Source organism: Methylobacterium sp. 4-46 (genome assembly GCF_000019365.1).
Taxonomy (GTDB): domain Bacteria; phylum Pseudomonadota; class Alphaproteobacteria; order Rhizobiales; family Beijerinckiaceae; genus Methylobacterium.
Genome location: NC_010511.1, coordinates 6,403,221 through 6,426,967, shown reverse-complemented (window position 1 = coordinate 6,426,967; position 23,747 = coordinate 6,403,221). Strand labels below are relative to the sequence as shown.

The 23,747-nt window shown below is 72.8% G+C and carries 19 protein-coding genes; 6 read left to right on the top strand and 13 right to left on the bottom strand.

Annotated features, from left to right (window positions below):
• Nucleotides 1-45 precede the first annotated feature (45 nt).
• The 6 genes from prfB to M446_RS28200 all read right to left on the bottom strand — a co-directional run bounded on the left by prfB (nucleotide 46) and on the right by M446_RS28200 (nucleotide 7,625).
• Nucleotides 46-1,174, bottom strand: a protein-coding gene (gene prfB, locus M446_RS28225) for a peptide chain release factor 2 (RefSeq protein ID WP_150108745.1) whose coding sequence is annotated in 2 segments (ribosomal slippage) — nucleotides 46-1,104 and nucleotides 1,106-1,174 — 1,128 coding nt in all. Because the reading frame shifts where the segments join, the coding sequence is not laid out codon by codon here.
• 73 nt (nucleotides 1,175-1,247) lie between these two features.
• The gene (locus M446_RS28220) at nucleotides 1,248-1,451 is read right to left on the bottom strand and encodes a transcriptional regulator (protein WP_265576452.1); all 204 of its coding nucleotides are present in this window, start codon (nucleotides 1,449-1,451) and stop codon (nucleotides 1,248-1,250) included.
• Nucleotides 1,452-1,711: 260 nt separating this feature from the next.
• Entirely contained in the window at nucleotides 1,712-4,138 is a 2,427-nt protein-coding gene (locus M446_RS28215; RefSeq protein ID WP_012335508.1) for a penicillin-binding protein 1A, read from the bottom strand.
• A 148-nt stretch (nucleotides 4,139-4,286) separates the two neighbouring features.
• A complete protein-coding gene (locus M446_RS28210) occupies nucleotides 4,287-5,660 on the bottom strand; it encodes an N-acetylmuramoyl-L-alanine amidase (RefSeq protein ID WP_012335507.1) in 1,374 nt (457 codons plus the stop codon).
• 247 nt (nucleotides 5,661-5,907) lie between these two features.
• Nucleotides 5,908-6,501 carry a DUF3578 domain-containing protein gene (locus M446_RS28205; RefSeq protein ID WP_012335506.1) on the bottom strand — a complete coding sequence of 198 codons (594 nt, stop codon included), beginning with the start codon at nucleotides 6,499-6,501 and terminating at the stop codon, nucleotides 5,908-5,910.
• Nucleotides 6,498-7,625 carry an anhydro-N-acetylmuramic acid kinase gene (locus tag M446_RS28200; protein ID WP_012335505.1) on the bottom strand — a complete coding sequence of 376 codons (1,128 nt, stop codon included), beginning with the start codon at nucleotides 7,623-7,625 and terminating at the stop codon, nucleotides 6,498-6,500. The genes M446_RS28205 and M446_RS28200 overlap by 4 nt, the downstream gene beginning before the upstream one ends.
• A 161-nt stretch (nucleotides 7,626-7,786) precedes the next feature.
• Between M446_RS28200 and tyrS the strand changes: the two genes are divergently transcribed.
• A complete protein-coding gene (gene tyrS, locus M446_RS28195) occupies nucleotides 7,787-9,061 on the top strand; it encodes a tyrosine--tRNA ligase (RefSeq protein WP_018263792.1) in 1,275 nt (424 codons plus the stop codon).
• A 42-nt stretch (nucleotides 9,062-9,103) separates the two neighbouring features.
• Here the strand turns inward: tyrS and rfbA are convergent, their stop codons facing one another.
• From rfbA to alaS, 5 genes are all read right to left on the bottom strand, one after another.
• Nucleotides 9,104-9,988: a glucose-1-phosphate thymidylyltransferase RfbA gene (gene rfbA / locus M446_RS28190; protein ID WP_018263793.1), complete on the bottom strand. Its 885-nt coding sequence runs from the start codon at nucleotides 9,986-9,988 to the stop codon at nucleotides 9,104-9,106.
• A gap of 11 nt (nucleotides 9,989-9,999) precedes the next feature.
• Nucleotides 10,000-10,893: a dTDP-4-dehydrorhamnose reductase gene (rfbD, locus tag M446_RS28185; protein WP_012335502.1), complete on the bottom strand. Its 894-nt coding sequence runs from the start codon at nucleotides 10,891-10,893 to the stop codon at nucleotides 10,000-10,002.
• A gap of 7 nt (nucleotides 10,894-10,900) precedes the next feature.
• Nucleotides 10,901-11,953, bottom strand: a complete 1,053-nt coding sequence (gene rfbB / locus M446_RS28180; protein ID WP_012335501.1) for a dTDP-glucose 4,6-dehydratase — start codon at nucleotides 11,951-11,953, stop codon at nucleotides 10,901-10,903.
• Nucleotides 11,954-11,977: 24 nt separating this feature from the next.
• Entirely contained in the window at nucleotides 11,978-12,532 is a 555-nt protein-coding gene (gene rfbC, locus M446_RS28175; protein ID WP_012335500.1) for a dTDP-4-dehydrorhamnose 3,5-epimerase, read from the bottom strand.
• Between the two features lie 145 nt (nucleotides 12,533-12,677).
• The gene (gene alaS, locus M446_RS28170; RefSeq protein WP_012335499.1) at nucleotides 12,678-15,338 is read right to left on the bottom strand and encodes an alanine--tRNA ligase; all 2,661 of its coding nucleotides are present in this window, start codon (nucleotides 15,336-15,338) and stop codon (nucleotides 12,678-12,680) included.
• A gap of 281 nt (nucleotides 15,339-15,619) precedes the next feature.
• Here alaS and mbfA point away from each other — a divergent pair, with 281 nt between their 5' ends.
• Both mbfA and M446_RS28160 read left to right on the top strand, forming a co-directional pair.
• Nucleotides 15,620-16,597, top strand: coding sequence for an iron exporter MbfA (mbfA, locus tag M446_RS28165; RefSeq protein WP_012335498.1), 978 nt, complete (start codon nucleotides 15,620-15,622; stop codon nucleotides 16,595-16,597).
• A 279-nt stretch (nucleotides 16,598-16,876) separates the two neighbouring features.
• Nucleotides 16,877-17,347, top strand: a complete 471-nt coding sequence (locus M446_RS28160; protein ID WP_012335497.1) for a cupredoxin domain-containing protein — start codon at nucleotides 16,877-16,879, stop codon at nucleotides 17,345-17,347.
• Nucleotides 17,348-17,550: 203 nt separating this feature from the next.
• On the opposite strand, the gene M446_RS28155 is transcribed toward M446_RS28160, so the two are convergent.
• The gene (locus M446_RS28155; RefSeq protein WP_012335496.1) at nucleotides 17,551-17,871 is read right to left on the bottom strand and encodes a hypothetical protein; all 321 of its coding nucleotides are present in this window, start codon (nucleotides 17,869-17,871) and stop codon (nucleotides 17,551-17,553) included.
• Nucleotides 17,858-21,094: a formate dehydrogenase gene (gene fdh / locus M446_RS28150; RefSeq protein ID WP_271413142.1), complete on the bottom strand. Its 3,237-nt coding sequence runs from the start codon at nucleotides 21,092-21,094 to the stop codon at nucleotides 17,858-17,860. The genes M446_RS28155 and fdh overlap by 14 nt, the downstream gene beginning before the upstream one ends.
• A 294-nt stretch (nucleotides 21,095-21,388) precedes the next feature.
• Between fdh and M446_RS28140 the strand changes: the two genes are divergently transcribed.
• From M446_RS28140 to nrfD, 3 genes are read left to right on the top strand one after another with little or no spacing between them, the layout of a single operon-like run.
• A complete protein-coding gene (locus M446_RS28140; RefSeq protein ID WP_012335493.1) occupies nucleotides 21,389-21,607 on the top strand; it encodes a hypothetical protein in 219 nt (72 codons plus the stop codon).
• Between the two features lie 10 nt (nucleotides 21,608-21,617).
• A complete protein-coding gene (locus tag M446_RS28135; RefSeq protein WP_012335492.1) occupies nucleotides 21,618-22,580 on the top strand; it encodes a 4Fe-4S dicluster domain-containing protein in 963 nt (320 codons plus the stop codon).
• The gene (nrfD, locus tag M446_RS28130) at nucleotides 22,580-23,737 is read left to right on the top strand and encodes an NrfD/PsrC family molybdoenzyme membrane anchor subunit (RefSeq protein WP_012335491.1); all 1,158 of its coding nucleotides are present in this window, start codon (nucleotides 22,580-22,582) and stop codon (nucleotides 23,735-23,737) included. Before M446_RS28135 ends, nrfD begins: the two co-directional genes overlap by 1 nt.
• Nucleotides 23,738-23,747 lie beyond the last annotated feature (10 nt).

Below are 23,747 nucleotides of genomic sequence, written 5' to 3'. Positions count from 1 at the left end.
CGGGGCGCCGCGCGGCCGGGGGCCGCGGGGCGCCCCGCCGGCCCGTCAGTCGATGTCCTCGACCGCCTCGCCCCCGCCATAGACGCGCTGGGCCAGGGACGCCTCGATGAAGGGGTCGATGTCGCCGTCCAGCACGTCGTCCGGGCTCGTCGACTGGGTCCCGGTGCGCAGGTCCTTCACCAGCTGGTAGGGCTGCAGCACGTAGGAGCGGATCTGGTGGCCCCAGCCGATATCGGTCTTGGAGGCCGCCTCGGCATTCGCCTTCTCCTCCCGCTTCTTCAGCTCCAGCTCGTAGAGCCGCGCGCGCAGCATGTTCCAGGCGGTGGCCCGGTTCTTGTGCTGGGAGCGCTCCTGCTGGCAGGCCACCACGATGCCGGTGGGCAGGTGGGTGATGCGCACCGCCGAATCGGTGGTGTTCACGTGCTGTCCGCCCGCCCCGGAGGAGCGGTAGGTGTCGATCCGGCAGTCGGATTCCTTCACCTCGATGGTGATCCGGTCGTCCACCACCGGGTAGACCCAGACGCTGGCGAAGCTGGTGTGGCGCCGGGCATTCGAGTCGTAGGGCGAGATCCGCACCAGCCGGTGCACCCCGGACTCGGTCTTGAGCCAGCCATAGGCGTTGTGGCCCTTGATGAGCAGCGTGGCGCCCTTGATCCCGGCCTCCTCGCCCTCGGACCACTCGACGATGTCGACTTTGTACTTCCGGCGCTCGGCCCAGCGGGCGTACATGCGCTGGAGCATGTTGGCCCAGTCCTGGCTCTCGGTGCCGCCCGCGCCCGCGTGGACTTCGAGATAGGTGTCGTTCCCGTCCGCCTCGCCGGCGAGCAGGGTCTCGATCTGGCGGCGCGCCGCCTCGGCCTGGACGGCGCGGATCTGCTCCTCGCCCTCGCGGATGCTGGCCTCGTCGCCCTCCATCTCGCCGAGTTCGATCAGGGTGGCGGCGTCCTCCAGCCCCTGCTCCAGGCGCCGGATGGAGGCGACCGCCTCCTCGAGGTCGTTGCGGTCGCGCATGACCCGCTGGGCCGCCTCCGGGTCGTTCCAGAGGTCGGGGTCCTCGGAGCGGGCATTCAGCTCCGCGAGGCGCTTGTCGGCGGTATCCCAGTCAAAGATGCCTCCTCAGCAGTCCGATCGACTGCTTGGCGGCATCCGAGAGTTGTTCGATCTCGGCGCGCATCTGGTGTGTCGGGGTTGGCGAGGTGGGCGGGTGTGATAGCGCCCCGGCGGGGCGGTGTAAACGGAGCCGCCGGTCAGGAAGCGGCCCCGAGCGGGGTGGCCGAGACCCCGACACCGAGCGCCCTCAGGATCCCGAGCGTGATCTCCAGGCTCGGGATCCCGCCCTCCGCGAGGGAGCGCTGCAGCTGCGCGCGGGGCAGGCCGGACAGGACCGCTCCGATGGCCTCGTCCGAGCGGAGCATGTCCGCCGGATCGAGGTCGCGGATCTCCTCAGCCATCATCGTCCCTCGTCGCCACCGCAGGGCAGGAGGATGATGGCGGCGCCTCGCTGCCGGACGTTGAGCCCCGTCTCCCGGGCCGTGACGGAGGCTCCGCCCGCCAGCCCGCTTGCCAAGTGCGGAGACCAAGCGCAGGAGGCGGCCCGCAACGACGGTGGCGGTGAAGCCGAGGCGGGTGACCGGGCGGACGAGCGCCACCAGGGCCTGCTCGCGGACCAATCGGGGCGGGATCCCGCGCGGGGACCCCGCAATCCGGTGCGTCAGTACAAGCCGCCCGCCTGGGCCGCCCGGTCCGCGTCCGGCGGCGGGGCGCCCGGGGCCGAGGGCTGGGCCGCCGCCGGGGCCGAGTAGCTGTCGGGCGGCGCGGTGCCGGGCTTGAAGGCTTCCAGGATGCTCCCCTCCCCGCCCGAGGCGCGCGTGCCCGAGGCGAGGTTGACCCGGATCAGCTTGATGCCCGGGGGCACCCGGAAGGGAGTCGGCGGCTTGTCGGCCAGCGCCGCCTTCAGGAAGTCGCGGGCGATCGGCGCCGCCAGCCCGCCGCCGGTGGCGCGGTCGCCGAGGGAGCGGGGCTTGTCGTAGCCGAGATAGATGCCGACGCAGAGATCCGGCGAGAAGCCCACGAACCACGCGTCCTTGGCGTCGTTGGTGGTGCCGGTCTTGCCCGCCAGCGGCTTGCCGACGTCCTTCAGGATCGTGGCGGTGCCGCGCTGGACCACGCCCTCCATGATCGAGACCATCTGGTAGGCGGTGAGCGGGTCGAGCACCTGCTCGGACTCGTCCACGAGCTTCGGCTCGTCCTGGCCGGACCACTTCTCGGCGTCGCAGCCGATGCACTTGCGGTTGTCGTGGCGGTAGATCGTCTCGCCGGTGCGGTCCTGGATGCGGTCGATCAGGGTCGGGCGGATGCGCCGGCCGCCATTGTCGAGCATCGAGTAGGCCGTGACCATGCGCATGACCGTGGTCTCGCCGGCGCCGAGCGACATCGGCAGCACCGGGAGCAGGTCGTCGTAGACGCCGAAGCGGCGGGCGTACTCGGCGATCAGCGGCATGCCGATATCCTTGGCGAGCCGCACCGTCATCAGGTTCTTCGAGTGCTCGATCCCGTAGCGCAGGGTGTGCGGGCCGCCCGACTTGCCGTCGTAGTTCGAGGGCGTCCAGGCCTCCTGACCCGGACCGGCCTCGATGGTGATCGGGGTGTCGAGGACGATCGAGGACGGCGTGTAGCCGTTGTCCAGGGCCGCCGAGTAGACGATCGGCTTGAACGAGGAGCCCGGCTGGCGCTGGGCCTGGGTGGCGCGGTTGAACTCGCTCTCGTCGAAGGAGAAGCCGCCCACCATGGCGTGGACGCGGCCCGTATGCGGGTCCATGGCGACGATGGCGCCCGAGATCTCCGGCACCTGCCGCAGCCGGTAGGCGTTGCCGGCGCCGTCCATGCGCTCGACGTAGACGACGTCGCCGGGGCTCAGGGCCGCGGCCACGCTGCGGCCGGTCCAGCGCACGCCCTCCGGGCCGATGATCCCGGTCTCGCGGTCCTTCGAGACCTGGCCCGAACTCTCGCGCTTGGGCTGCAGGCCGATCTGCGCCCGCCCGCCGGCCGTGTCGAGGACGACGGCGAGCCGCCAGGGCTGGACGTCGCCCAGCGCCTGCACCTCCGCCACCGCCTGGCCCCAGTCGCGCCCGGCGAGGTCGAGGCGGGCCTGCGGGCCGCGCCAGCCCCGGGCCTGGTCGTAGCGCACGAGCCCGTCCACCAGGGCCTTGCGGGCCTGGGCCTGCATCTTCGGGTCGAGGGTCGTGCGCACCGACAGGCCGCCCTCGTAGAGCTTCTTCTCGCCGTAGCGCTCGGCGATCTCGCGGCGCACCTCCTCGGCGAAGTAGTTCGCGTTGGCGGTGTTGGGCGAGATGCTGCGCGGATTGACCCCGAGGGGCTGCTTGCGCTCGGCCTCGGCCTCCTCGCGGGTGATGTACCCGTTCTGGGCCATGAGGCCGATGATCTCGTTGCGCCGGGCCAGCGCCGCCTGGGTCTTGCGGAAGGGGTGGTAGTTGTTGGGCCCCTTGGGCAGCGCCGCCAGGTAGGCCGCCTCGTGGATCGTCAGCTCGTGCACCGACTTGCCGAAATAATCGAGGGCGGCGGCGGCGATCCCGTGCAGGTTGCGGCCCGGCACGATCGTGCCGAGGAAAATCTCGTTCAGGTAGAGTTCGAGGATCTTGTCCTTGGAATAGGTCGACTCGATGCGCAGCGCGATCAGCGCCTCGCGGACCTTGCGGTCGATCGTCTGCTCGCTGGAGAGCAGGAAGTTCTTGGCGACCTGCTGGGTGATGGTCGAGGCGCCCTGCTTCTTGCCGCTCTGGGCGTTGGTGAGCACGGCGCGGACGATGCCCTCGGGGTCGATGCCGTTGTGCTTGTAGAAGTTCTTGTCCTCGGCCGACAGGAAGGCCGCCACGACGATCTTGGGCATCGCCTGGATCGGCAGGTAGAGCCGCCGCTCGCGGGCATACTCGGCCAGCAGGCTGCCATCCGCCGCGTGGACGCGGGTCATCACCGGCGGCTCGTAATTGGCGAGCGCGGCGTGGTCGGGCAGGTCCTGAGAGTACTTCCAGTAGAAGTAGCCGCCTACCGCGGCGCCGGCGACGAAGACCATCGCGGCGATGCTGAACAGGAAGCCGAAGAAGCGAAGGACAAAGCGCATCCGAACCCGATCCGTCGATGATGAGCCGCAGGGGCTGCAGGCCGCGCCGCGGCCAGGATATCCCCATCGCGCCGCTTCGGCGAGAGGCGAGCGGCCGCGGCAGGCCCTGGGGAATCGAGACGCCGACGGGCGCCCATCGACACGGGATCTATGGTGAAACTGGGGCGGTGGTCAGCGCCGAGCTGCGGGCGACCACGGCCGGGACCGGGGCCGGGCGGGCGGCGAAGAAGGCCTCGATCGCCTCCGCCATGCGGGTCGTGACCTTGGCCCGCCACGCGTCCGAGAGCAGGAGGTCGAGGTCGTGCTTGCTCGACAGGTAGCCGAGTTCGACCAGCACCGAGGGCACGTCCGGCGAGCGCAGCACCCGGAATCCCGCCTCGCGGTGGGGCTTGCTGCTCATCTCCATCACCCGGTCGAGCTGGCCGAGCAGGCCTTGCGCGAAGCGCGCCGAGAAGCCGCGGGTCTCGCGCAGGGTGAGTTCCTGCAGGATGTCGGCGACGTCGCCCGGCCCCTCGGCGCTGTCGGCGCCGGCGGCTTGGTCGGCCTTGTTCTCGCGGTCGGCGAGGCGGGCCGATTCCGCGTCGGTCGCCTTCTCGGAGCCGGTGTAGATCGTGGCCCCGCGCACCTGCGGGGCGGCCGAGATCGAATCCGCGTGGATCGAGATGAAGAGATCCGCCCTCGCGTCGCGGGCGATGCGGACGCGCTCCCCGAGCGGCACGAAGACGTCGCTCTCGCGGGTCATGCGCACCCGCACCCGCCCGCCCTGCTCCAGGCGCCGCGCGAGGTCCCGGGCGACGCCGAAGACGATGTCCTTCTCGAAGGCGCCGTTCGCGGCGATCGCCCCCGGATCCGTGCCGCCGTGGCCGGCATCGATGATGACGAGGGGGCGGGTGTCGCCCGCGCTCGCCGGCACGGCCTTCGGGGCGGCGGGCGGCGCCGGGGCGACGGCGGCGCGCCGGAAGGCGTCGCGGTCGGCGCGCGCGAGGTCGATGGTGAGCAAGGTCGCCCCGTCGCGCTTGCGGGAGCTGGTCGCGACCCTGGCCACCGTGGCGGTCTGGGCGAGGTCGATGACGATGCGCGAGCGGCCGGGCGCGAACAGGCCGTAGCGGAAGGAGGCGACGAGGCCCTCCCGCCGCCGGCCGGTCTCCAGCGGGAGCTGGAAGTTCACCTCGGGCAGGTCGATGATGGCGCGGTCGGGCCGTTCCATCACGAAGGCCTTGGCCTCGACGGGGCGCGACAGCACGACGCTGAGCCGGGTGCCGCCCTCCGGCGCGGGCGAGAGCTCGGCCGCGATCGCGACCGCCGGCAGCGCGCCCGCCCAGGCCGCGGGCGCGAGGCCGAGCCAAGCCCCGACCAGGCAGGTCCCGACCAGGCAGGTCCCGAACAGGCAGATCCCGACCAGGCAGGCTCCCACGAGGCGGGCCGCCGCGAGGCCGAGACGCGTCGCCGCCCGGCGCGGGGCCGGCCGAAGGGCCGCCGCGGGCGTGGCGCAGGTCTCGAATCGGGCGGGCGGTCGCGGCATGGGCTGTGGCTGGGCTGTGGCTGGGCTGTGGCGAATCGCGAAGGTGATCCCGGTTACGCGATAAGCGCGCCATGGTTAACGCGCCGCTAAGCCTTCCGGTGCCAGCGCCGGATGCCTGTTGCCGTTAGGTTACAGCCGCGCTTCGACTGGGCGCTCCGCCGGCTCATACGCCATCCGGTTGATGGCTTCGCTCAGGCGCCGCGCGGGCTCGTGATCCGGGATCCGCTTTGATCAAGCGGATCCCGGATCACCTGGGCGCCAGCCCGCCGCGCGCCTTGAGGGCCGCGCAGGCCTCGAGCCCGGCCGCGAGGTCGCGGCGCAGCCGCCGCTCGTCGCCGAGTTCCGCGAGCCCGTAGCTGAGGCCCAGGATGTGCGCCGCCTCGTAGCCGAGGGGGAGGTCGCCGACGGTGCCGAGGCCGATCCGCGTCACCGGGAGCCGGTCCGCATGGTCGGCGAGGCGCGCCCGCAGGCGCTCGCCGTCCGCGCGCAGATGCGCCGGGGCCCGGCACCCGTGCGCCCGCATCGCCGCGACCGTGCCCTGCGCCAGGGAGAGGTGCACGGCCTCCCGGTCGGTCGGAAACAGGTAGACGAGGTAGTAGCCCCGCGTGGCGCTGGTGGTGACGGCGGGGTCGAAGACGGCGATCCAGGGCACCGCCGCCCAGTGCCGCCCGCGGCCGGGGCTGCCCTTCACCAGGAGGGCGGCGCCCGGCGGCAGGGCGGCCCGCACCTCGTCGGGGGCGCCGCGGCGGATCACGTGCGCCAGCGGGTGGCCGGGGAGCGGGTCGCAGCGCGCCGCCGGGTACTCGCGGACGATGCGGGCGAGCGCGTGGCCGAGGCTCACGGACGCGCCGTGACGCCGCCGGTCATCGGCGCGGGGGCGCCCGTCGTGGACGGGAAGGTGATCGGCAGGCCGCGGGCGGAGCGCGCCGCCAGGTAGGCGAAGGCCTGGGCCTCGAGATGCGAGGAGGACCAGCCGATCGCGTCGGCCGGCGTCACCTCGGCCCGCAGGTGGTGGCGCAGCAGCCGCAGCATCTCGGCATTGCGCGCCCCGCCCCCGGCCACGATCCAGTGCGGCGGCGGCTCCTCGGCGAAGTCGAGGGCGCGGGCGATCGCCCGGACCGTGAAGGCGGTGAGGGTCGCGGCCCCGTCCTCGGTCGGGAGCTGGCCGGCGACCCGGTGCGAGAACCAGTTCCGGTCGAGGGATTTGGGCGGGCGGCGGGTGAAGTAGGGGTGGACCAGGAGCCAGGCGAGCAGCGCCTCGTCCGGCCGCCCCGCCGCCGCGGCGCGGCCGCCGCGATCGAGGGGCGTTCCGGTGCGCTCGCGCATCCAGTCGTCGAGGAGCGCGTTGCCGGGCCCGGTGTCGAAGGCGAGGAGATCCCCCGCCCGGCTGATCAGCGTGACGTTGGCGACGCCGCCGATGTTGAGGATCGCGAGCGCCCCCTCGAAGCCCGAGGCCCGCGCCAGGGCCCGGTGGAAGACCGGCACGAGCGGGGCGCCCTGCCCGCCCGCCCGCACGTCCGCGTCGCGCAGGTCGTGGACGACCGGCAGGCCGAGGCGGCGGCTCAGGGCCTCGCCGTCCCCGATCTGCACGGTGAGCCCCGCGCCGGGCCGGTGGATCACGGTCTGGCCGTGGAAGCCGACGAGGTCGATGTCGCCGGGCGCGAGCCCGGTCTCGGCCAGGAAGGCCTCCACCGCCTCGGCGTGGCGCGCGGTCACGAGATCCTCCGCCTCGCGCAGGATTCCGGGCCGGTCGCCGCGCGCGCGGATCGCCTCCGCATCGGCGAGGGCCCGGCGCAGCAGCGCCCGATCCTCGTCCGAATAGGCGCGGTAGCCGGTGGGGCCGAGCGGCGCGAGGCCGCCGTTGCCGCCGCGCGTCACGCTCACCGCCTCGCCGTCGGTCTCGATCAGCGCGACGTCGACGCCGTCGAGCGAGGTGCCGCTCATCAGGCCGATCACCCGTCCCATGATGCCTGCCCGCGATCCCTGTCCGTGAACCTGGCCCGTGAACCCGGCCCGTGAACCCGGCCCGTGCCTTTCGCGCCGCGCGCTGCTATGAGCGCCGCGCATTCATCCGAGCTAGCACGGCGGCCGGGGCTTGTCCCGCCGCCACACGAGACCCGATGCCCATGGCCGCGCCCACCGACTTCGCGCCCCGCTCCGAGTTCCTGAAGGTCCTGATCGAGCGCGGCTACGTCCACCAATGCTCCGACTTCGCGGGCGTGGACGAGGCCGCCCGCGAGGGCCGGCTGACGGCCTATGTGGGCTACGATTGCACGGCGCCCTCGCTCCATATCGGGCACCTGCTCTCGATCATGATGCTGCACTGGCTGCAGGCGACCGGCGGCACGCCGGTGGCGCTGATGGGCGGCGGCACGACGCGGGTCGGGGACCCGTCCGGCCGCGACGAGACCCGCAGGATCCTCACGGTGGAGCAGATCGACGCCAACAAGGCGGAGATCGGCAAGACCTTCGCGCGCTTCCTGCGCTTCGGCGAGGCCGCAGGCCTCGCCCGCATGGCCGACAATGCCGAGTGGCTGACCCAGCTCAACTACATCGAGATGCTGCGCGAGGTCGGCCGTCACTTCTCGGTGAACCGGATGCTGTCGATGGACAGCGTGCGCCTGCGGCTGGAGCGCGACCAGGAACTGTCCTTCCTGGAATTCAACTACATGATCCTGCAGGCCTACGACTTCGTGGAGCTGAACCGGCGCTACGGAGTGACCCTGCAGATGGGCGGCTCCGACCAGTGGGGCAACATCGTCACGGGGATCGACCTCGGGCGCCGGCTCGGCACGCCGCAGCTCCACGCCCTGACCTGCCCGCTGATGACCACGGCCTCGGGCGCCAAGATGGGCAAGACCGCCTCGGGCGCGGTCTGGCTCAATCCCGACCTGCTCTCGCCCTGGGAGTATTGGCAGTTCTGGCGCAACACCGAGGACGCGGATGTCGGCCGCTTCCTGCGCCTGTTCACGCTGCTGCCGCTGCCCGAGACGGACCGCCTCGCCGCTCTGGGCGGGGCCGAGATCAACGAGGCCAAGAAGGTGCTCGCCACCGAGGCGACTGCGCTGCTGCACGGGCGCGAGGCGGCCGAGGCGGCGGCCGAGACGGCGCGGCGCACCTTCGAGGAGGGGGCGGCGCCCGAGACCCTGCCGACGGTCGAGATCCCGCGGGCGGCCCTGGCCGCGGGCCTCGGCGTGCTCGCCGCCTTCGGCCCCGACCACGCCAAGCTGCTGCCCTCGACCAGCGAGGCGCGCCGGCAGGTGCGCAGCGGCGGGCTCAAGGTCAACGACGCCGCGGTGAGCGACGAGCGGGCGGTGCTCGGCGAGGGCGACCTGACCGGGGACGGGGTGATCAAGCTGTCCTTCGGGCGCAAGAAGCACGTGCTGCTGCGGCCGGTGTGACGGCGGGGGCGGGGCGGAGCCCCGCCGCGGAGGCGCCCGGCCTCAATAGCCCGCGTGCGTCTCCTGGCGGGCGAGGCGCAGCAGGTACTGGCCGTAATTCGTCTTGGCGAAGAGGTCGCCGCGCGCCGCCACCTGCTCGCGGGAGATCCAGCCCTGCAGGTAGGCGATCTCCTCCAGGCAGGCCACCTGCATCCCCTGCCGGCTCTGGATCACCCGCACGAACTCCCCCGCCTCCAGCAGGCTGTCATGCGTTCCCGTGTCCAGCCACGCGTAGCCGCGCGACATGCATTCCACCTCGAGCTGCCCGCGCTCCAGGTAGGCCTGGTTCACGTCCGTGATCTCCAGCTCGCCCCGCGGCGAGGGTTTCACGGCCGCCGCGATGTCGAGCACTTGGTTGTCGTAGAAGTACAGGCCGGTCACCGCCCAGGTCGATTCCGGCAGTTTCGGCTTCTCGACCAGCTTGGTCGGGCGGCCCGAGCCGTCGAGGTTCACCACCCCGTAGGCCTCCGGGTGGTCGACGTGGTAGGCGAACACCGTCGCTCCCCGCGCCCGCGCCCGCGCCCGCTGCAGCAGGGCCCGCAGGCCCGCCCCGAAGAACAGGTTGTCGCCCAGGATCAGCGAGACTGGGTCCGCGCCGACGAAGTCCCGCCCGATCAGGAAGGCCTGCGCCAGCCCCTCCGGCCGCGGCTGCAGCGCGTACGAGAAGGTCACCCCGAACTGCTCGCCCGTCCCGAACAGCCGCTTGTAATTGTCCAGGTGCTCGGGGCTCGAGATGATCAGGATCTCGCGGATCCCGGCCAGCATCAGCACCGAGACCGGATAGTAGATCATCGGCTTGTCGTAGACCGGCAGCAGCTGCTTGTTGATCGCGAGCGTCGCCGGGTGGAGTCGGGTGCCGGAGCCGCCGGCGAGCACGATGCCCTTCATCATGGCCTCCTTCAGGCCGGCGTCACCGGGCCGATCAGCCGGTCCAGGATGTCGGCGAGCGCCGCCTCCCAGGGCCGCGGCACGATCCCGAAATCCCGGCTCAGCGTCGCGGTCGAGAGTTCGCTATTGGCCGGGCGCCGCGCCGGCGTCGGGTAGGACGAGGTCGCGATCGGCTCGACCGGGACCGCCCGCGCCCCGCGCGCCCGGGCGCCCGCCATGATCGCCCGCGCGAAGCCGCACCAGGTCGTCGCGCCGGCATTCACGCAATGGTAGGTGCCGCCCGGGGCCGCGGGATCCTCGGCGAGCCGCAGGGCGATCGCGGCGAGCGCCGCCGCGAGGTCGTCGGCGGAGGTCGGGCAGCCGCGCTGGTCGTCCACCACCCGCAGCGCGTCGCGCTCGCCCGCCAGCCGCAGCATCGTCTTGACGAAGTTGGCCCGGTGCGGGCTCACCACCCAGGCCGTGCGCACCACCGCGTGGCGCGGATTGGCCGTGCGCACCGCCATCTCGCCCCCCGCCTTGCTCGCCCCGTAGACGCTGGCCGGGTTCACGGGCGCGTCGGTCGGGTAGGCGCCCGCCAAGCTGCCGTCGAACACGTAGTCGGTCGAGACCTGCACCAGCGGGATCCCCGCCCGCGCCGTCGCGGCGGCGAGGATGGCGGGCGCCAGCGCGTTGAGGCGCCACGCCGCCGCGACCTCGCTCTCGGCCCGGTCGACCGCCGTGTAGGCGGCGGCGTTGATCACCGCCGCGTAGGCGCGCTCGGCGAGCGCCGCCGCCACGGCCGCCTCGTCGGTGACGTCGAGGGCCTCGCGCGACGGCGCGTGCAGCGCCACCCCCGCCGGCCAGGCGGCGTGCCGCAGCGCCGTGCCGACCTGGCCGCCCCCGCCGAGGATCAGGATCGCCCGCATCGCGCCCTCACGCCGCCGTCAGGCCGAGGCGCTCGCCCGCGTAGCGGCCCTCGCGGATCGGCTGCCACCACTCGCGGTGGTCGAGGTACCAGCGGACCGTCTCCTCCAGCGCCTGATCGAAACTCCGGGTCGGGCGCCAGCCGAGTTCGGCTTCGGCCTTGCTCGGGTCGATCGCGTAGCGCCGGTCGTGGCCGGGACGGTCGGTCACGAAGCTGATCAGCCGCTCGTGCGGGCCGGCCTCGGGCCGCAGCCGGTCGAAGATCGCGCAGAGCGTGCGCACCACCGAAAGGTTGCTGCGCACCGCGCGGCCGCCGAGCAGGTAGGTCTCGCCGATCCGGCCCCGCTCCAGCACCGCGACGAGGCCGCGCGCGTGGTCCTCGACGTGGATCCAGTCGCGCTCGTTCTGCCCGTCGCCGTAGACCGGCAGCGCCTTGCCCTCCAGCGCGTTGAGGATCATCAGCGGGATCAGCTTCTCGGGGAAGTGGCGCGGCCCGTAATTGTTCGAGCAGTTGGTGACGAGCACCGGCAGGCCGTAGGTCTCGTGCCAGGCCCGGGCGAGGTGGTCGGAGGCGGCTTTGGAGGCCGAGTAGGGCGAGCGGGGGTCGTAGCGGCTCTCCTCGGTGAAGAAGCCGCCCGGGGGCAGCGAGCCGTAGACCTCGTCGGTGGAGACGTGGAGGAAGCGGAAGCGCGCCTGCCCGTCCGCGGGCAGGCCGGCATGGTGGGCGCGGGCGGCCTCGAGCATGACCTGGGTGCCGACCACGTTGGTGCGGATGAAGGCGGCCGGTCCGGTGATCGAGCGGTCGACGTGGCTCTCGGCGGCGAGGTGCATCACCGCCTCGGGCCGGAACTCCGCGAAGAGCGCGGCGACGCGCTCGGGCTCGCAGATGTCGGCCTGAACGAGCCGGTGGCGGGGCTCGTCCCTGAGCGGCAGGAGCGAGATCGGGTTGGCCGCGTAGGTGAGGGCGTCGAGGGTGAGCACCTCGTGGCCGAGGTCGCGGACGAGGTGGAGGACGAGCGCCGAGCCGATGAAGCCGCAGCCGCCCGTGACGAGGATGCGCATGGGAGGGGATCTCCGTTCGGGGCGTCAGAAATGGGCGGGAAGGTCGGCGAGGCGCGGGGCGGCCTTGTCCTTGGCGGAGAGGATCGCGGCCTCGGGCGAGACCGGCCAGTCGATGCCGAGATCCGGGTCGTTCCAGAGGAGCGCGCCGTCATGGGCGGGGCTGTAGTAGCCGCCCGAGACCTTGTAGGCGATGGCGGTGTCGGGTTCGAGGGTGCAGAAGGCGTGGCCGAACCCGACCGGCACGTAGAGCTGGTGGCCGTTCTCGGCATCCAGGCGCACGGCGACGTGGCGGCCGTAGCTGGGCGAGGCGCGGCGCAGATCCACGGCGACGTCGAGGATCGCCCCGGAGACGACGCGGACGAGCTTGCCCTGCGCGTGGGGATGGGTCTGGAAGTGGATGCCCCGGACCGTGCCGACCTGGGCCGAGAAGGATTGGTTGTCCTGGATGAAGAGGTCCGTGATGCCGGCCTGCGCGAGGAGGTCGGCCCGGTAGGTCTCGGAGAACCAGCCGCGCGCGTCGCCGTGGCGCGCCGGGACGACGAGCTTCACGTCCGGGATGGACTGATCCACGATCCTCATGCGCGACGCTCTCCCTCCGCTCCCCGTCCTGGGCCCCGGCCGGGTCCGCCCGGCTGGGGCCGTACTGTCTCCCGGCAGCCGCGGCAAGCCCGAGCGGCCGCGGCGCCGCTCAGGCGGCAAGCCCCGCCCAGGCGGCGAGCCCGGCTCATGCGGCGGCGAGCGCCGCCTCGATCGCGGCGAGGGCGTCCTGCGCCGCCGCCCCGTCCGGGCCGCCGGCCTGGGCCATGTCGCGGCGCCCGCCGCCGCCCTTGCCGCCGAGGCGCTCGGAGCCCGCCCGCACCAGGGCGACCGCGTCGAAGCGGTCGGTCAGGTCGTCGGTGACGCCGACGACGAGGCCGGCCTTGCCGTCCGGCGCCACGCCGACGATCGCGACCACGCCCGAGCCGAGGCGCTTCTTGCCCTCGTCCGCGAGGCTCTTGAGGTCGCGCATCTCGACGCCCTCGACGGAACGGGCCATCAGCTTGACGCCCGCGACCTCGCGCACCGGCTCCTCGCCCGCCCCGCCGCCGCCCATGGCGAGCTTGCGGCGCGCCTCGGAGAGCTCCCGCTCCAGCCGGCGCCTGTCCTCGATCAGGGCGGCGAGGCGGTCGGCCGCCTCGGCCGGCGGGACCTTCAGCAGCCCCGCCACGGCGGCGAGGCGCCGGCTCTCCTCGGCGAGGTGGCGCCGCGCCGCGTCGCCGGTCATCGCCTCGATCCGGCGCACGCCGGAGGCGACCGCGCCCTCCCCCACCACGGTGATCAGCCCGATCTCGCCGGTGCGGCCCACATGGGTGCCGCCGCAGAGCTCGACCGAGAAGGTGCGCCGGCGCCCGTCCCCGCCCTGATCCTCGCCCATCGAGACGACCCGGACCTCGTCGCCGTACTTCTCGCCGAAGAGCGCGCGGGCCCCGGTCGCGATGGCGTCGTCGACGGCCATCAGCTTCGTCACCACCGGCCCGTTCTGCAGCAGCACGCGGTTCGCCATCTCCTCGACCGCCGCGACCTCGTCGTCGTTCATCGGCTTGGGGTGGCTGAAATCGAAGCGCAGGCGCTCGGGCGAGACCAGGGAGCCCTTCTGGGCGACGTGGTCGCCGAGCACCTGGCGCAGCGCCTCGTGCAGCAGGTGGGTGGCCGAGTGGTGGGCGCGGATCGCCGCGCGGCGGGCGTGGTCGACCCTCAGCTCCACCGCCTGCCCGACCGTGAGCCGGCCCTCCTCGACCGCGACGTGGTGCACGAAGAGGTCGCCGAGCTTCTTCTCGGTGTCGGTGACCCGCGCCCGCAGCCCCGCCGCCGCGACCGTGCCGGTATCGCCGACCTGGCCGCCGGACTCGCCGTAGAAGGGCGTCTGGCTCACCACCAGCAGGCCCTCCTCGCCGGACGCCAGCGCCTCGACCTCGACGCCGCCCCGGACCAGGGCGGTGACCACGCCCTCCGCGGTCTCGGCCTCGTAGCCGAGGAACTCGGTGGCGCCGACGCGCTCGCGCAGGGCGTACCACAGGGTCTCGGTCGCCGCCTCGCCGGAGCCCGCCCAGGCGGCGCGGGCCGCCGCGCGCTGGCGCTCCATCGCGGCCTTGAAGGCGTCGGTGTCGACGCCGATGCCGCGCGACTTGAGCGCGTCCTGCGTCAGGTCGAGGGGGAACCCGTACGTGTCGTAGAGCGTGAAGGCGGTCTCGCCCGAGAGGTTCTGGCCCTCGGAGAGGTCGCGGGTCTCCGCGTCCAGGATCGACAGGCCGCGCTCCAGGGTGCGGCGGAAGCGGGTCTCCTCCAGGCGCAGGGTCTCGGAGATCAGCGACTCGGCCCGCACCAGCTCGGGATAGGCCTGCCCCATCTCGCGCACCAGGGTGGGCACGAGGCGGTACATCATCGGGTCGCGGGCGCCGAGGAGCTGGGCGTGGCGCATGGCCCGCCGCATGATCCGGCGCAGCACGTAGCCGCGCCCCTCGTTGCCCGGCAGCACCCCGTCGGCGACCAGGAAGGAGGCGGCCCGCAGGTGATCGGCGATCACCCGGTAGGAGGCGGTCTGCGCGCCCTCCGGCGGCCGGCCGACCTGGTGGGCCACCGCGTCGATCAGGCTCCGGAACAGGTCGGTGTCGTAGTTGCTCTTCACCCCCTGGAGGATCGCCGCCATGCGCTCCAGGCCCATGCCGGTGTCGATGGAGGGCCGCGGCAGGCCGACCCGGTTGCCCGGCTCGATCTGCTCGTACTGCATGAAGACGAGGTTCCAGAATTCGAGGAAGCGGTCGCCGTCCTCCTCCGGGCTGCCGGGCGGGCCGCCCCACAGCTCCGGACCCTGGTCGATGAAGATCTCCGAGCACGGCCCGCACGGGCCGGTATCGCCCATCTGCCAGAAATTGTCGGAGGTGCCGATGCGGATGATGCGCTCCTCCGGGAAGCCGGCGATCTTGCGCCACAGCGTCGCCGCGTCGTCGTCGTCGGCGTAGACCGTGACCAGCAGCTTGCTCCTGTCGAGGCCGAACTCCTTCGTCACGAGGTTCCAGGCCAACTCGATCGCCAGCGGCTTGAAGTAGTCGCCGAACGAGAAATTGCCGAGCATCTCGAAGAAGGTGTGGTGGCGCGCCGTGTACCCGACGTTGTCGAGGTCGTTGTGCTTGCCGCCGGCGCGGACGCACTTCTGGGCGGTGGCGGCGCGGTGGTAGGGCCGCTTCTCGACTCCGGTGAAGACGTTCTTGAACTGCACCATGCCGGCGTTCGTGAACATCAGCGTGGGGTCGTTGCGCGGTACGAGCGGCGAGGAGGGGACGACCTCGTGCCCGTGCTTGGCGAAGTAGTCGAGGAAGGTCGACCGGATCTCGTTGACACCGCTCATCGGGCGAAAACTCGTGGGTTGAGGTGGGGGCGAGAACATCCCGGCCCGGGAGTGCCGCTCACGGAACGCCCGCTGGGCGGACGGCGGGCGTTTCGTGAGGAGCACCAAGGGCTCGCGCCCGTTCTCTTAGTCATGCCATCCCCCCGTGTCGAGGCGAGCCCCGCGCGCCCGCCGCCCCCGCGCCGGTGCGGCGCGCGGCGCCGCGGGCACCCCGCGGGTGTTGACGCGCGGCTCAGTCTGGAATTAGAGCAATTCTAAATTCATGCACCGGAGAGCCGCGCATGCCGCTGTTCACGCAGGGCCCGCAGGTTGCCCTGTCCGACCTCACCGACCGGGAAGTTCTCGCTCTCGCCATCCAGGCGGAGGAGGAGGACGGGCGCATCTACCGCGAGATCGCCGAGCGCCTGCGGGAGCATTACCCGGCCTCCGCGCAGGTGTTCCGGGAGATGGCGAGCGCCGAGAGCGACCATCGCCGCCAGCTCCTCGACCTCTTCGAGGAGCGCTACGGCGACCACATCCCGCTGATCCGCCGCGAGGACGTGAAGGGCTTCGTGCGCCGCAAGCCGGTCTGGATGCAGGCGCGCTTCGACATCGCGGCGGTGCGCCACCGCGCCGAGACGATGGAGGCCGAGACCCAGCGCTTCTACCGGGAGGCGGCCGCCCGCTGCAGCGACCCGAAGGTGCGCAAGCTCCTGGGCGACCTCGCGGACGTGGAGGCCGGGCACGAGGCGATGGCCTCGCAGCTGGAGGCGCGCGCCGAGACCCGGGCCGGCGAGGAGGAGAAGGAGACCGCCCGCCGCCTGTTCGTGCTGCAGGTGATCCAGCCGGGCCTCGCGGGCCTGATGGACGGCTCGGTCTCGACGCTCGCCCCGGTCTTCGCCGCGGCCTTCGCGACGCAGAACAGCTGGGACGCCTTCCTGGTCGGGCTCGCGGCCTCGCTGGGAGCCGGCATCTCGATGGGCTTCGCCGAGGCGCTCTCGGACGACGGCTCGATGACCGGGCGCGGCCGGCCCTGGATCCGCGGCCTCGTCTGCGGGCTGATGACGACGGCGGGCGGGATCGGCCACACCCTGCCCTACCTGATCCACGATTTCCGGCTCGCGACGGGCCTCGCGGTGGCGGTGGTGCTGCTCGAACTCTGGGCGATCTCCTGGATCCGCGCCCGCTACATGGACACGCCCTTCCTGCAGGCGGCGTTCCAGGTCGTGGTCGGGGGGCTCCTGGTCTTCGCGACCGGCATCCTGATCGGCAGCGCCTGATCCGAGATCCGACGGATTGCGTCGCCATCTCCCATTTCGGCCATGCGGATGTCGGCGTCGCTCAGGCGCCGCGCGGGCGTGTCATCCCAAATCCGCTTGATCCCTTCGGGATGGCGGCTTTGGGCTTCGCTCAAGCGCCGCGCGGGCTCAGGCGCTGTCCGGACGTGATCGTCCGGACAGCGCCTGAGCGGGCGGCCGGTCCTTCCGGTCGCAGCCGGCAACATCGGGCCGGCTCCCGACGTTTGGCCTGCGCGTTCATGCAGACCGGACGGAGCGACGATGATGCGACACCTCTCCCTGGCCCGCGGCGGCCTCGCCGGGCTCCTGCTGGCGGGCCTCGCCGGGGCGGCCCTCGCGGCGAACGACCTGCCCCCGCCCAAGGCCGGGGGCGACGCGATGCCGCCGGTCCAGCTCACCATCACGAGCGAGAACGGCGCCGCCAAGTGCGAGCCGGCGGAGCTGCGCCTGCCGGCCAACAGCAACGTGGCGCTCGAAGTCACCAACCGGTCGAGCGCGCGCGTGACGCTCACGGCGCCGCAGATCTTCCAGAACAAGAACGTGCTCCACCACGACGGCGACGTGGTCCACGTGGCGAGCAACGACGCCTACCTGGTCAAGGAGAACGGCACCGGCGAGATCCGCCTGCGCACGATCGGGCCGGGTGAGTACACGTTCGGCTGCACGAGCGTCACGGCGCAGAGCAAGCCGTTCGAGGGCAAGCTGACGCTGGTCGATCCGACCCCGCGCTGAGCCGCGCAAGCCGCGCCCGGTCCCGGACCGGACGCGCCCCTCCCCTGCGGCGGCGCGCCGGCGGGGAGCCGGCCCGCACCGGCCACCGGCAAGCCCCTCAGGCCACATCGGCTTGATTCCTTCGGGATGGCGGATTGGGGCTTCGCTCACGCGCCGCGCGGGCGCGCGATCCGGAGATCCGCTGTGATCAATCCGATCCCGGATCAGCCCGCCGCGCCCTCGCCCTCGAACTCCCGCACCAGGTCCCGGAGCCAGCCGCGCGCCTTCTCGACCTCGGCCCAGGGCACGGTGCCCAAGGGGAAATGCGCCCCGAACACCACCGCCACCACCGCGTTCAGCCGCGAGAGGGTCTCGCGCCGGTCCCGCGACGGCGGGTCCTCGCGCTGGATCGCGATCACCTCGTCGCGGAAGCGCGTCAGGCACTGCATCGCGTGGGTCAGGCCGTGATCGTCCTTGCGCGGCCGCTCGGCCAGCACCGCGTCGAGGGCGGAGAGCGCCGCGTGGCCGTATTCATGCGGGGCCACGGCGCGCCTCCCGCTTGAGCTGCGTCAGGCGCCCCGGCCGCAGGTTGCAGGTCAGCGCCTTGGTCGTGTGGATGCTGGTGTTCGGGTCGCCCGTGATCGCCAGGAGCACGTTCGCCACCGCGCCGCGCGCGTAGCCCTCGCGGCCGAACACCCAGGGCATCGCCACCTCGTGCACCGTCCGCCCGTCGATCCGGAAGGGCCGGATCCGCTCGGTCACCATCGCCCGCACCTCGATCTCGCCGCGCAGGGTCGACAGCACGGTCCAGCCGAGATGGCGGAGGCCGAGTTCGCCCGCGAGCTCCGGCGAGACCTCCACGAAGGCCTCGGGCTGCAATTCCGCCGTGTGCGGCATCACCCGGGTCGGCACGCCCCCGCAATGGAGTTCGGTCAACCGGAAGGTGGTGAACACGTAGGGGAAGCGCGGGTCCTGGGGGGCGTGCAGCGCGTTGCCGGGCCGCCCCCAGAGCTTCGCGGCCGGGTTCATCTGCTGGCCGTAGAGGGGGTTGCGCACCGGGCTCTCGACCGGCTCGTAATGGGTCGGCAGCGGCCCGTCCTTCAGGCCGGTCGGCACGAAGACCTGGCACTTGCCGTCCGCCTCCATGATGAAGGGATCGTCCCCGCCGAGCGCGTCCATGCCGCGCGGGTGCTTCGACCAGTCCGGACGCTCGTCCGGCCGCTTCGTCTCGACGAAGTCGGGCACGTCGAGGCCGGTCCATCGTCCCTGCGCCTCGTCCCACCAGACCATCTTCTTGGCCTCCGACCAGGGCCGGCCCTCCGGGTCGGCCGAGGCGCGGTTGTAGAGGGTGCGCCGGTTCGACGGCCAGGAGAAGGCCCAGCCGAGATGCGAGCCCGGCCCGTCCGGCCCGTCCGGCCGGCGCGCCCGGGCGAGGTTGCGCCCCTCCTCCGGCATGATCCCGCAATACATCCAGCCGCCGCAGGCGGTGGAGCCGTCGTCCTTGAGCGCCTTGTAGCTCGCCACCGGCTTGCCGTCGGCGACCGTGTAGCCGTTGATCTCGGCCAGGATCGCCTCCGCCCGCGGCTCGGCGACCGCGCCCTCGACCGGGTAGTCCCAGGTGAGCGCCTGGATCGCCCCGTCGCGGGTCTCGGTGCTGTCGGCGTAGAGCGCCTTCAGGCGCCGGCCGAGATGGTAGATGAACCAGAGGTCCGAGCGGCTGTCGCCCGGCGCCTCGCAGACCTTGTCGTGCCACTGCACGAGGCGGCTCGTGTTGGTGACGCTGCCCTCCTTCTCGCCCGGCATGGCGGCGGGCAGGAAGAACACCTCGGTCTCGATCTCCTCCGGGCTGAGGTCCCCGCGCTCGACCAGCCGGCCCTTCTGCCAGAAATTCGCCGTCTCGGTCATGGCGAAGTCCCGCACCACCATCCAGCGCAGCTTCGACAAGCCGCGCTCGACGAGGTCCGCGTTGACGGCGCCGACCAGGGGGTTCTGGCCGAGGATGAACTGGCCGCGCATCATGCCGTCGACCATCGAGAGCGTCATCGGCTCCTGGGAGGCGTCGCCCGTGAGCTTGGGCAGGAACTGGTAGCCGTAGTCGCTCGCCGGCGTGGCGGCCTCGCCGTACCACGCCTTCAGCAGGCTGATCACGTATTTGGGCATGTTCGCCCACCAGCCCGTGGTCGGGGTCTCGACCCGCAGGTAGTCGGCCAGCGTCGCGTGCTCGTGGAAGACGTTGGGCTGCGGCAGGTAGGTCGGCAGCATGTTGTAGAGGGTCGGGATGTCGGTCGAGCCCTGGATGCTGACGTGGCCGCGCAGCGCCATGATGCCCCCGCCCGGGCGCCCGATATTGCCGAGCAGCATCTGGACGATCGAGGCGGCGCGGATGATCTGCACGCCGGTGGTGTGGTGGGTCCAGCCGACCGCGTACGTGAAGGCGCCGGTGCGCTCGCGCCCGGAATTGCGCGCGAAGGTCTCGACCACCCGCACGAACGTCTCCCGCGGGCAGCCGGTCACCCGCTCGACCATCTCGGGCGTGTAGCGGGCGTAGTGCCGCTTCAGGATCTGGTAGACGCAGTTTGGGTGCTGCAGCGTCGGGTCCCGCGGCGGCGGCCCCTCGGTCATGCTCTCGTAGGGGCTGCCCTCCCCCGGGTCGCCCTCCTTCGTCTGCACCCGGTGCTCGGCCACCGAGGAGGGCACCCGCTTGCCCGCGTATTGCCAGGTCCCGTCCTCGTAGGCGGCGGAGCTGCGGTCGAAGCCCGAGAACAGGCCGTCGAGGGTCTCCGGGTCCTGGTAGCCGTCCTCGATGATGTGGGCGAGGTTCGTGTAGGCGAGCGCGAAGTCCCGGAACCACAGGTCGTGCTCCAGGATGTAGCGGATCATCCCGCCCAGGAAGGCGATGTCGCTGCCCGAGCGCAGCGGCGCGTAGATGTCCGCGAGCGCGCTGGTGCGGGTGTAGCGCGGATCGACGTGGATGATGGTCGCGCCCTTGCGCTGCGCCTCGGTGACGAAGCGGAAGGCGATCGGGTGGTTCTCCGCGATGTTGGACCCCATCTCGATGATGCAGTCCGCGTTCGCGAGGTCCCACAGCGCCATCGTGGCGGCGCCGCGTCCGAAGGAGGTACCCAGACTGGGCACCGAGGCGGAGTGTCAGATCCTGGCTTGGTTCTCGATGTTGACGATGCCGAGCCCGCCGCCGAAGAGCTTCTTGATCAGGTAGTTCTCTTCATTGTCCATGGTCGCGCCGCCGAGCGACCCGATGCCGAGCGTGTGGTTGACGACGCGCCCGTCCGGCAGCCGCTCGGCGAAGGTCTCGTCGCGGGCCTGCTTGGTGAGCTGCGCGATGCGCTCCATCGCCCAGTCCAGCGGCTTGACCTCCCAGTGCCGCGCGCGCGGCGCCCGGTAGAGGACGCGGCTGATCCGCTCGGGCGAGAGCAGCATGCCGAGCGTGCCGGCGCCCTTGGGGCACAGCGTCCCGGCATTGATCGGCGAGCGCGGGTCGCCCTCGACGTGGATCGGGCGGCCGTTCCTGGCGTAGATGAGCTGGCCGCAGCCGACGGCGCAGAACGGGCAGATGCTGGTGCCGACCCGGTCGGCCTCCTCCAGGCGCGGCCGCAGGCGCTCCGACATCGTGCTGCGGGCGGCGCGCCCCATCACGCTCTCGCCCGCGAGCTGCCGCGGGATCGACCAGTCGCGCAGGAAGCCGGTGACCCGCTCGCCGATCCCCTTGCCAATGCCCTTGCCGATCCCCTTGCCGATCCGCCGCGCCATGGCCGCCACTCCCGTCCAGGGGGCCGATCGCGACCCGTCCCAGCGCTCCAATCCCGACCATGCGTCATGGTTCCGGCGGCGCGGCGCGCGCCGGCGGCCCGGCGCCCGGCTTCGTACGCTGCCGGACCGAGCGCGGCCGGCCCGGCGCCTGGAGGCGCCGCCCGGGGGCGTTATGTGACCGCGGGAGCAGCCGGCCGGGACGCAGCCGAGGGACGCCGCTGAACCAACCCGGTCCCCCGGCGTTGGCGGCGCGGAAGCGGCGCGAGCGGGCGCTCTGCGCGGACGAGGGATCCCATGCCGTCGATGCGAGGCGTCGTCACCATCGCGCAGGAGACCCGGTTCCAGCTCGTCGACGACGAGGGGATCGCGCACCTCTTCGTGCTGGGGCCGATGGCGGGGGCGGAGCCCGACGACCTCGCCCGGCTCCAGGCCGAGCAGGCCCGGGTGCGGGTGCGCTACGCGCGGACCCGCAACCTGATCGCCCACCGCGCCGAGCGGCTGGAGCGGATCTGAGGGCCGGCCGATGGGCATCCAGCACCTGCATCCCCGCGCGGCCGAGATCGCGGAGTCGCGCCTCGACCGGATGATCCCGGACGAGGCCGAGATCACCGCCGGCACCCGCATCGAGCCGGGCCGATCCTACGGCTTCTTCACCGACACCACGGTCTGCATCGGCTGCAAGGCCTGCGAGGTCGCCTGCAAGGAGTGGAACAACCTGCCGGCCGACAATCTCGGGCTCTCCGGCCACAGCTTCGACAATACCGGCGCCCTCTCGGCCAACACGTGGCGCCACGTCAGCTTCGTGGAGAAGTCCGGCCCCGGCGGGGTGCGCGACAGCCTCCAGACGCCATTCCAGAGCGGCTGGCTGATGATGAGCGACGTGTGCAAGCACTGCCACAACGCGCCCTGCCTGGAAGCCTGCCCGACCGGCGCCCTGTTCAAGACCGAGTTCGACACCGTCGTGGTGCAGCAGGACATTTGCAACGGCTGCGGCTATTGCGTGCCGGCCTGCCCGTTCGGGGTGGTCGACGTCAGCACCGTCGACGGCAAGGCGCACAAGTGCACCCTCTGCTACGATCGCCTGAAGGGCGGGCTGGAGCCGGCCTGCGCCAAGTCCTGCCCGACCGACTCGATCCAGTTCGGGGAACTCGGCGACCTGCACGAGAAGGCGCGCGCGCGGGTCGAGACCCTGCACGGGCGCGGCGTGCCCGGCGCCTACCTGTACGGCGTGCCCGGCAGCCCGGGCGCCACCGGCGATCTCGGGCACCTCAACGCCTTCTTCCTGCTCACCGACCGGCCGGAGGTCTACAACCTGCCGGCCGCGCCGACCCGGCCCGCCAACCGGGTCGCCCCGAGCCTCGCGACCGGGCTCACCGCGGTGGCGGGCCTCGCCCTCGCGGCGGCGCTCCTGCTCGGCGGGGCCGGATCCCGGGGCGGCCGGCGCGGTCCCGATCAGCGCGGTGCCGGCCGCCAGGAGCGCGCCTGATGGCCGAATATCCCGTCGTCGCGCGCGGCCCCGAGGCCCCGCTCCCCCGCCCGGACCGCGCCTCGGGCGCGCGCCGGCCGGAACCCGGGGAGGCCTGGGCGGGGCCGACCTATTACGGCCGCGCGCAGCTCAAGCCGGCGCCGTTCGAGAACGCGGTGGTGGGCGGCTACATCTTCCTCGCCGGCCTCTCGGGCTCCTCGGCGATCCTGGCGGCCCTCGCCGAGGCGACCCGGGGCGTCGAGGCCGGCCCGATGATCCGCCGCGCCCGCTACACGGCCCTGCTCGCGCCGACCCTCGGCAGCGCGCTCCTGATCTACGACCTGCACACCCCGAGCCGCTTCTACAACATGCTGCGGGTGGCCAAGGCCACCTCGCCGATGTCGATCGGGACCTGGATCCTGATGGGCTTCTCCGCCTGCGCGGGCGTGAGCGCCGCGGCGCAGGTCGCCGCCGATCTCGGGATCGCCCCGAGGACCATGCGGGGGGCCGCCCGCGCGGCGGGCGTGCCGGCGGCCCTGCTCGGGGCGGGGTTGTCGACCTACACGGCCGCCCTCCTCTCGGCGACCTCGACGCCGCTCTGGGCGGCGGCACCCCGCGCGCTGGCAGTGCGCTTCGGCGCTTCCTCGGTGGCGTCGGGGGCGGCGGCCCTGGCGATGGCCGAGCCCGCCGGGCCGCAGCGGGACGCGCTGCACGGCATCGCGGCCGCGGCGCTCGCGGTCGAGCTCGCCGGGGACGCGGCCGCGGCGCTCGCCTATCGGCGGACGGGGGTCGAGCCCGCCACGCGCGGGCGGGCCGGGACGGCCGAGAAGGTCGGCGCCGTCGGCCTGGGCGTGCTGCTGCCGCTCGGGCTCTACGCGGCCGAGCGCGCGATGCGCGCCCGCGGGCGGCGGCCGCCCGCGGAGCTGTCCGTGGCGGCGGGCCTCGCGGTGCTGGCCGGCAGCGCGCTGCTGCGCATCTCCGTGATGGGAGCGGGCGACAAATCCGCGGCGCGGCCGGATGTCAGCTTCCGCTTCGCGCAGCCCGAGAATTTGCCCGAGAGTTCGCCCGAGAATTTGCCCGAGACCTCGCCCGAGAGCTCCCCCGAACATGGCCCGCCGCCGCGCACCGGCCGCCTCCGCGCCGCTCACCGGTCCGTCCCGCTCCGACGCTCCGCCTGACCGTGCAGAT

What these genes read in the sequence shown, in the direction of transcription:
- alaS (WP_012335499.1), bottom strand. Translation starts at nt 15,338, where the DNA reads ATGAGCGGTGTCAACGAGATCCGGTCGACCTTCCTCGACTACTTCGCC.
- M446_RS28220 (WP_265576452.1), bottom strand. Translation starts at nt 1,451, where the DNA reads ATGGCTGAGGAGATCCGCGACCTCGATCCGGCGGACATGCTCCGCTCG.
- M446_RS28200 (WP_012335505.1), bottom strand. Translation starts at nt 7,625, where the DNA reads ATGGGACGGGTGATCGGCCTGATGAGCGGCACCTCGCTCGACGGCGTC.
- nrfD (WP_012335491.1), top strand. Translation starts at nt 22,580, where the DNA reads ATGGCCGAATATCCCGTCGTCGCGCGCGGCCCCGAGGCCCCGCTCCCC.
- rfbA (WP_018263793.1), bottom strand. Translation starts at nt 9,988, where the DNA reads ATGAAGGGCATCGTGCTCGCCGGCGGCTCCGGCACCCGACTCCACCCG.
- rfbD (WP_012335502.1), bottom strand. Translation starts at nt 10,893, where the DNA reads ATGCGGGCGATCCTGATCCTCGGCGGGGGCGGCCAGGTCGGCACGGCG.
- M446_RS28215 (WP_012335508.1), bottom strand. Translation starts at nt 4,138, where the DNA reads ATGCGCTTTGTCCTTCGCTTCTTCGGCTTCCTGTTCAGCATCGCCGCG.
- M446_RS28140 (WP_012335493.1), top strand. Translation starts at nt 21,389, where the DNA reads ATGCCGTCGATGCGAGGCGTCGTCACCATCGCGCAGGAGACCCGGTTC.
- mbfA (WP_012335498.1), top strand. Translation starts at nt 15,620, where the DNA reads ATGCCGCTGTTCACGCAGGGCCCGCAGGTTGCCCTGTCCGACCTCACC.
- tyrS (WP_018263792.1), top strand. Translation starts at nt 7,787, where the DNA reads ATGGCCGCGCCCACCGACTTCGCGCCCCGCTCCGAGTTCCTGAAGGTC.
- M446_RS28160 (WP_012335497.1), top strand. Translation starts at nt 16,877, where the DNA reads ATGATGCGACACCTCTCCCTGGCCCGCGGCGGCCTCGCCGGGCTCCTG.
- M446_RS28135 (WP_012335492.1), top strand. Translation starts at nt 21,618, where the DNA reads ATGGGCATCCAGCACCTGCATCCCCGCGCGGCCGAGATCGCGGAGTCG.
- rfbC (WP_012335500.1), bottom strand. Translation starts at nt 12,532, where the DNA reads ATGAGGATCGTGGATCAGTCCATCCCGGACGTGAAGCTCGTCGTCCCG.
- rfbB (WP_012335501.1), bottom strand. Translation starts at nt 11,953, where the DNA reads ATGCGCATCCTCGTCACGGGCGGCTGCGGCTTCATCGGCTCGGCGCTC.
- M446_RS28210 (WP_012335507.1), bottom strand. Translation starts at nt 5,660, where the DNA reads ATGCCGCGACCGCCCGCCCGATTCGAGACCTGCGCCACGCCCGCGGCG.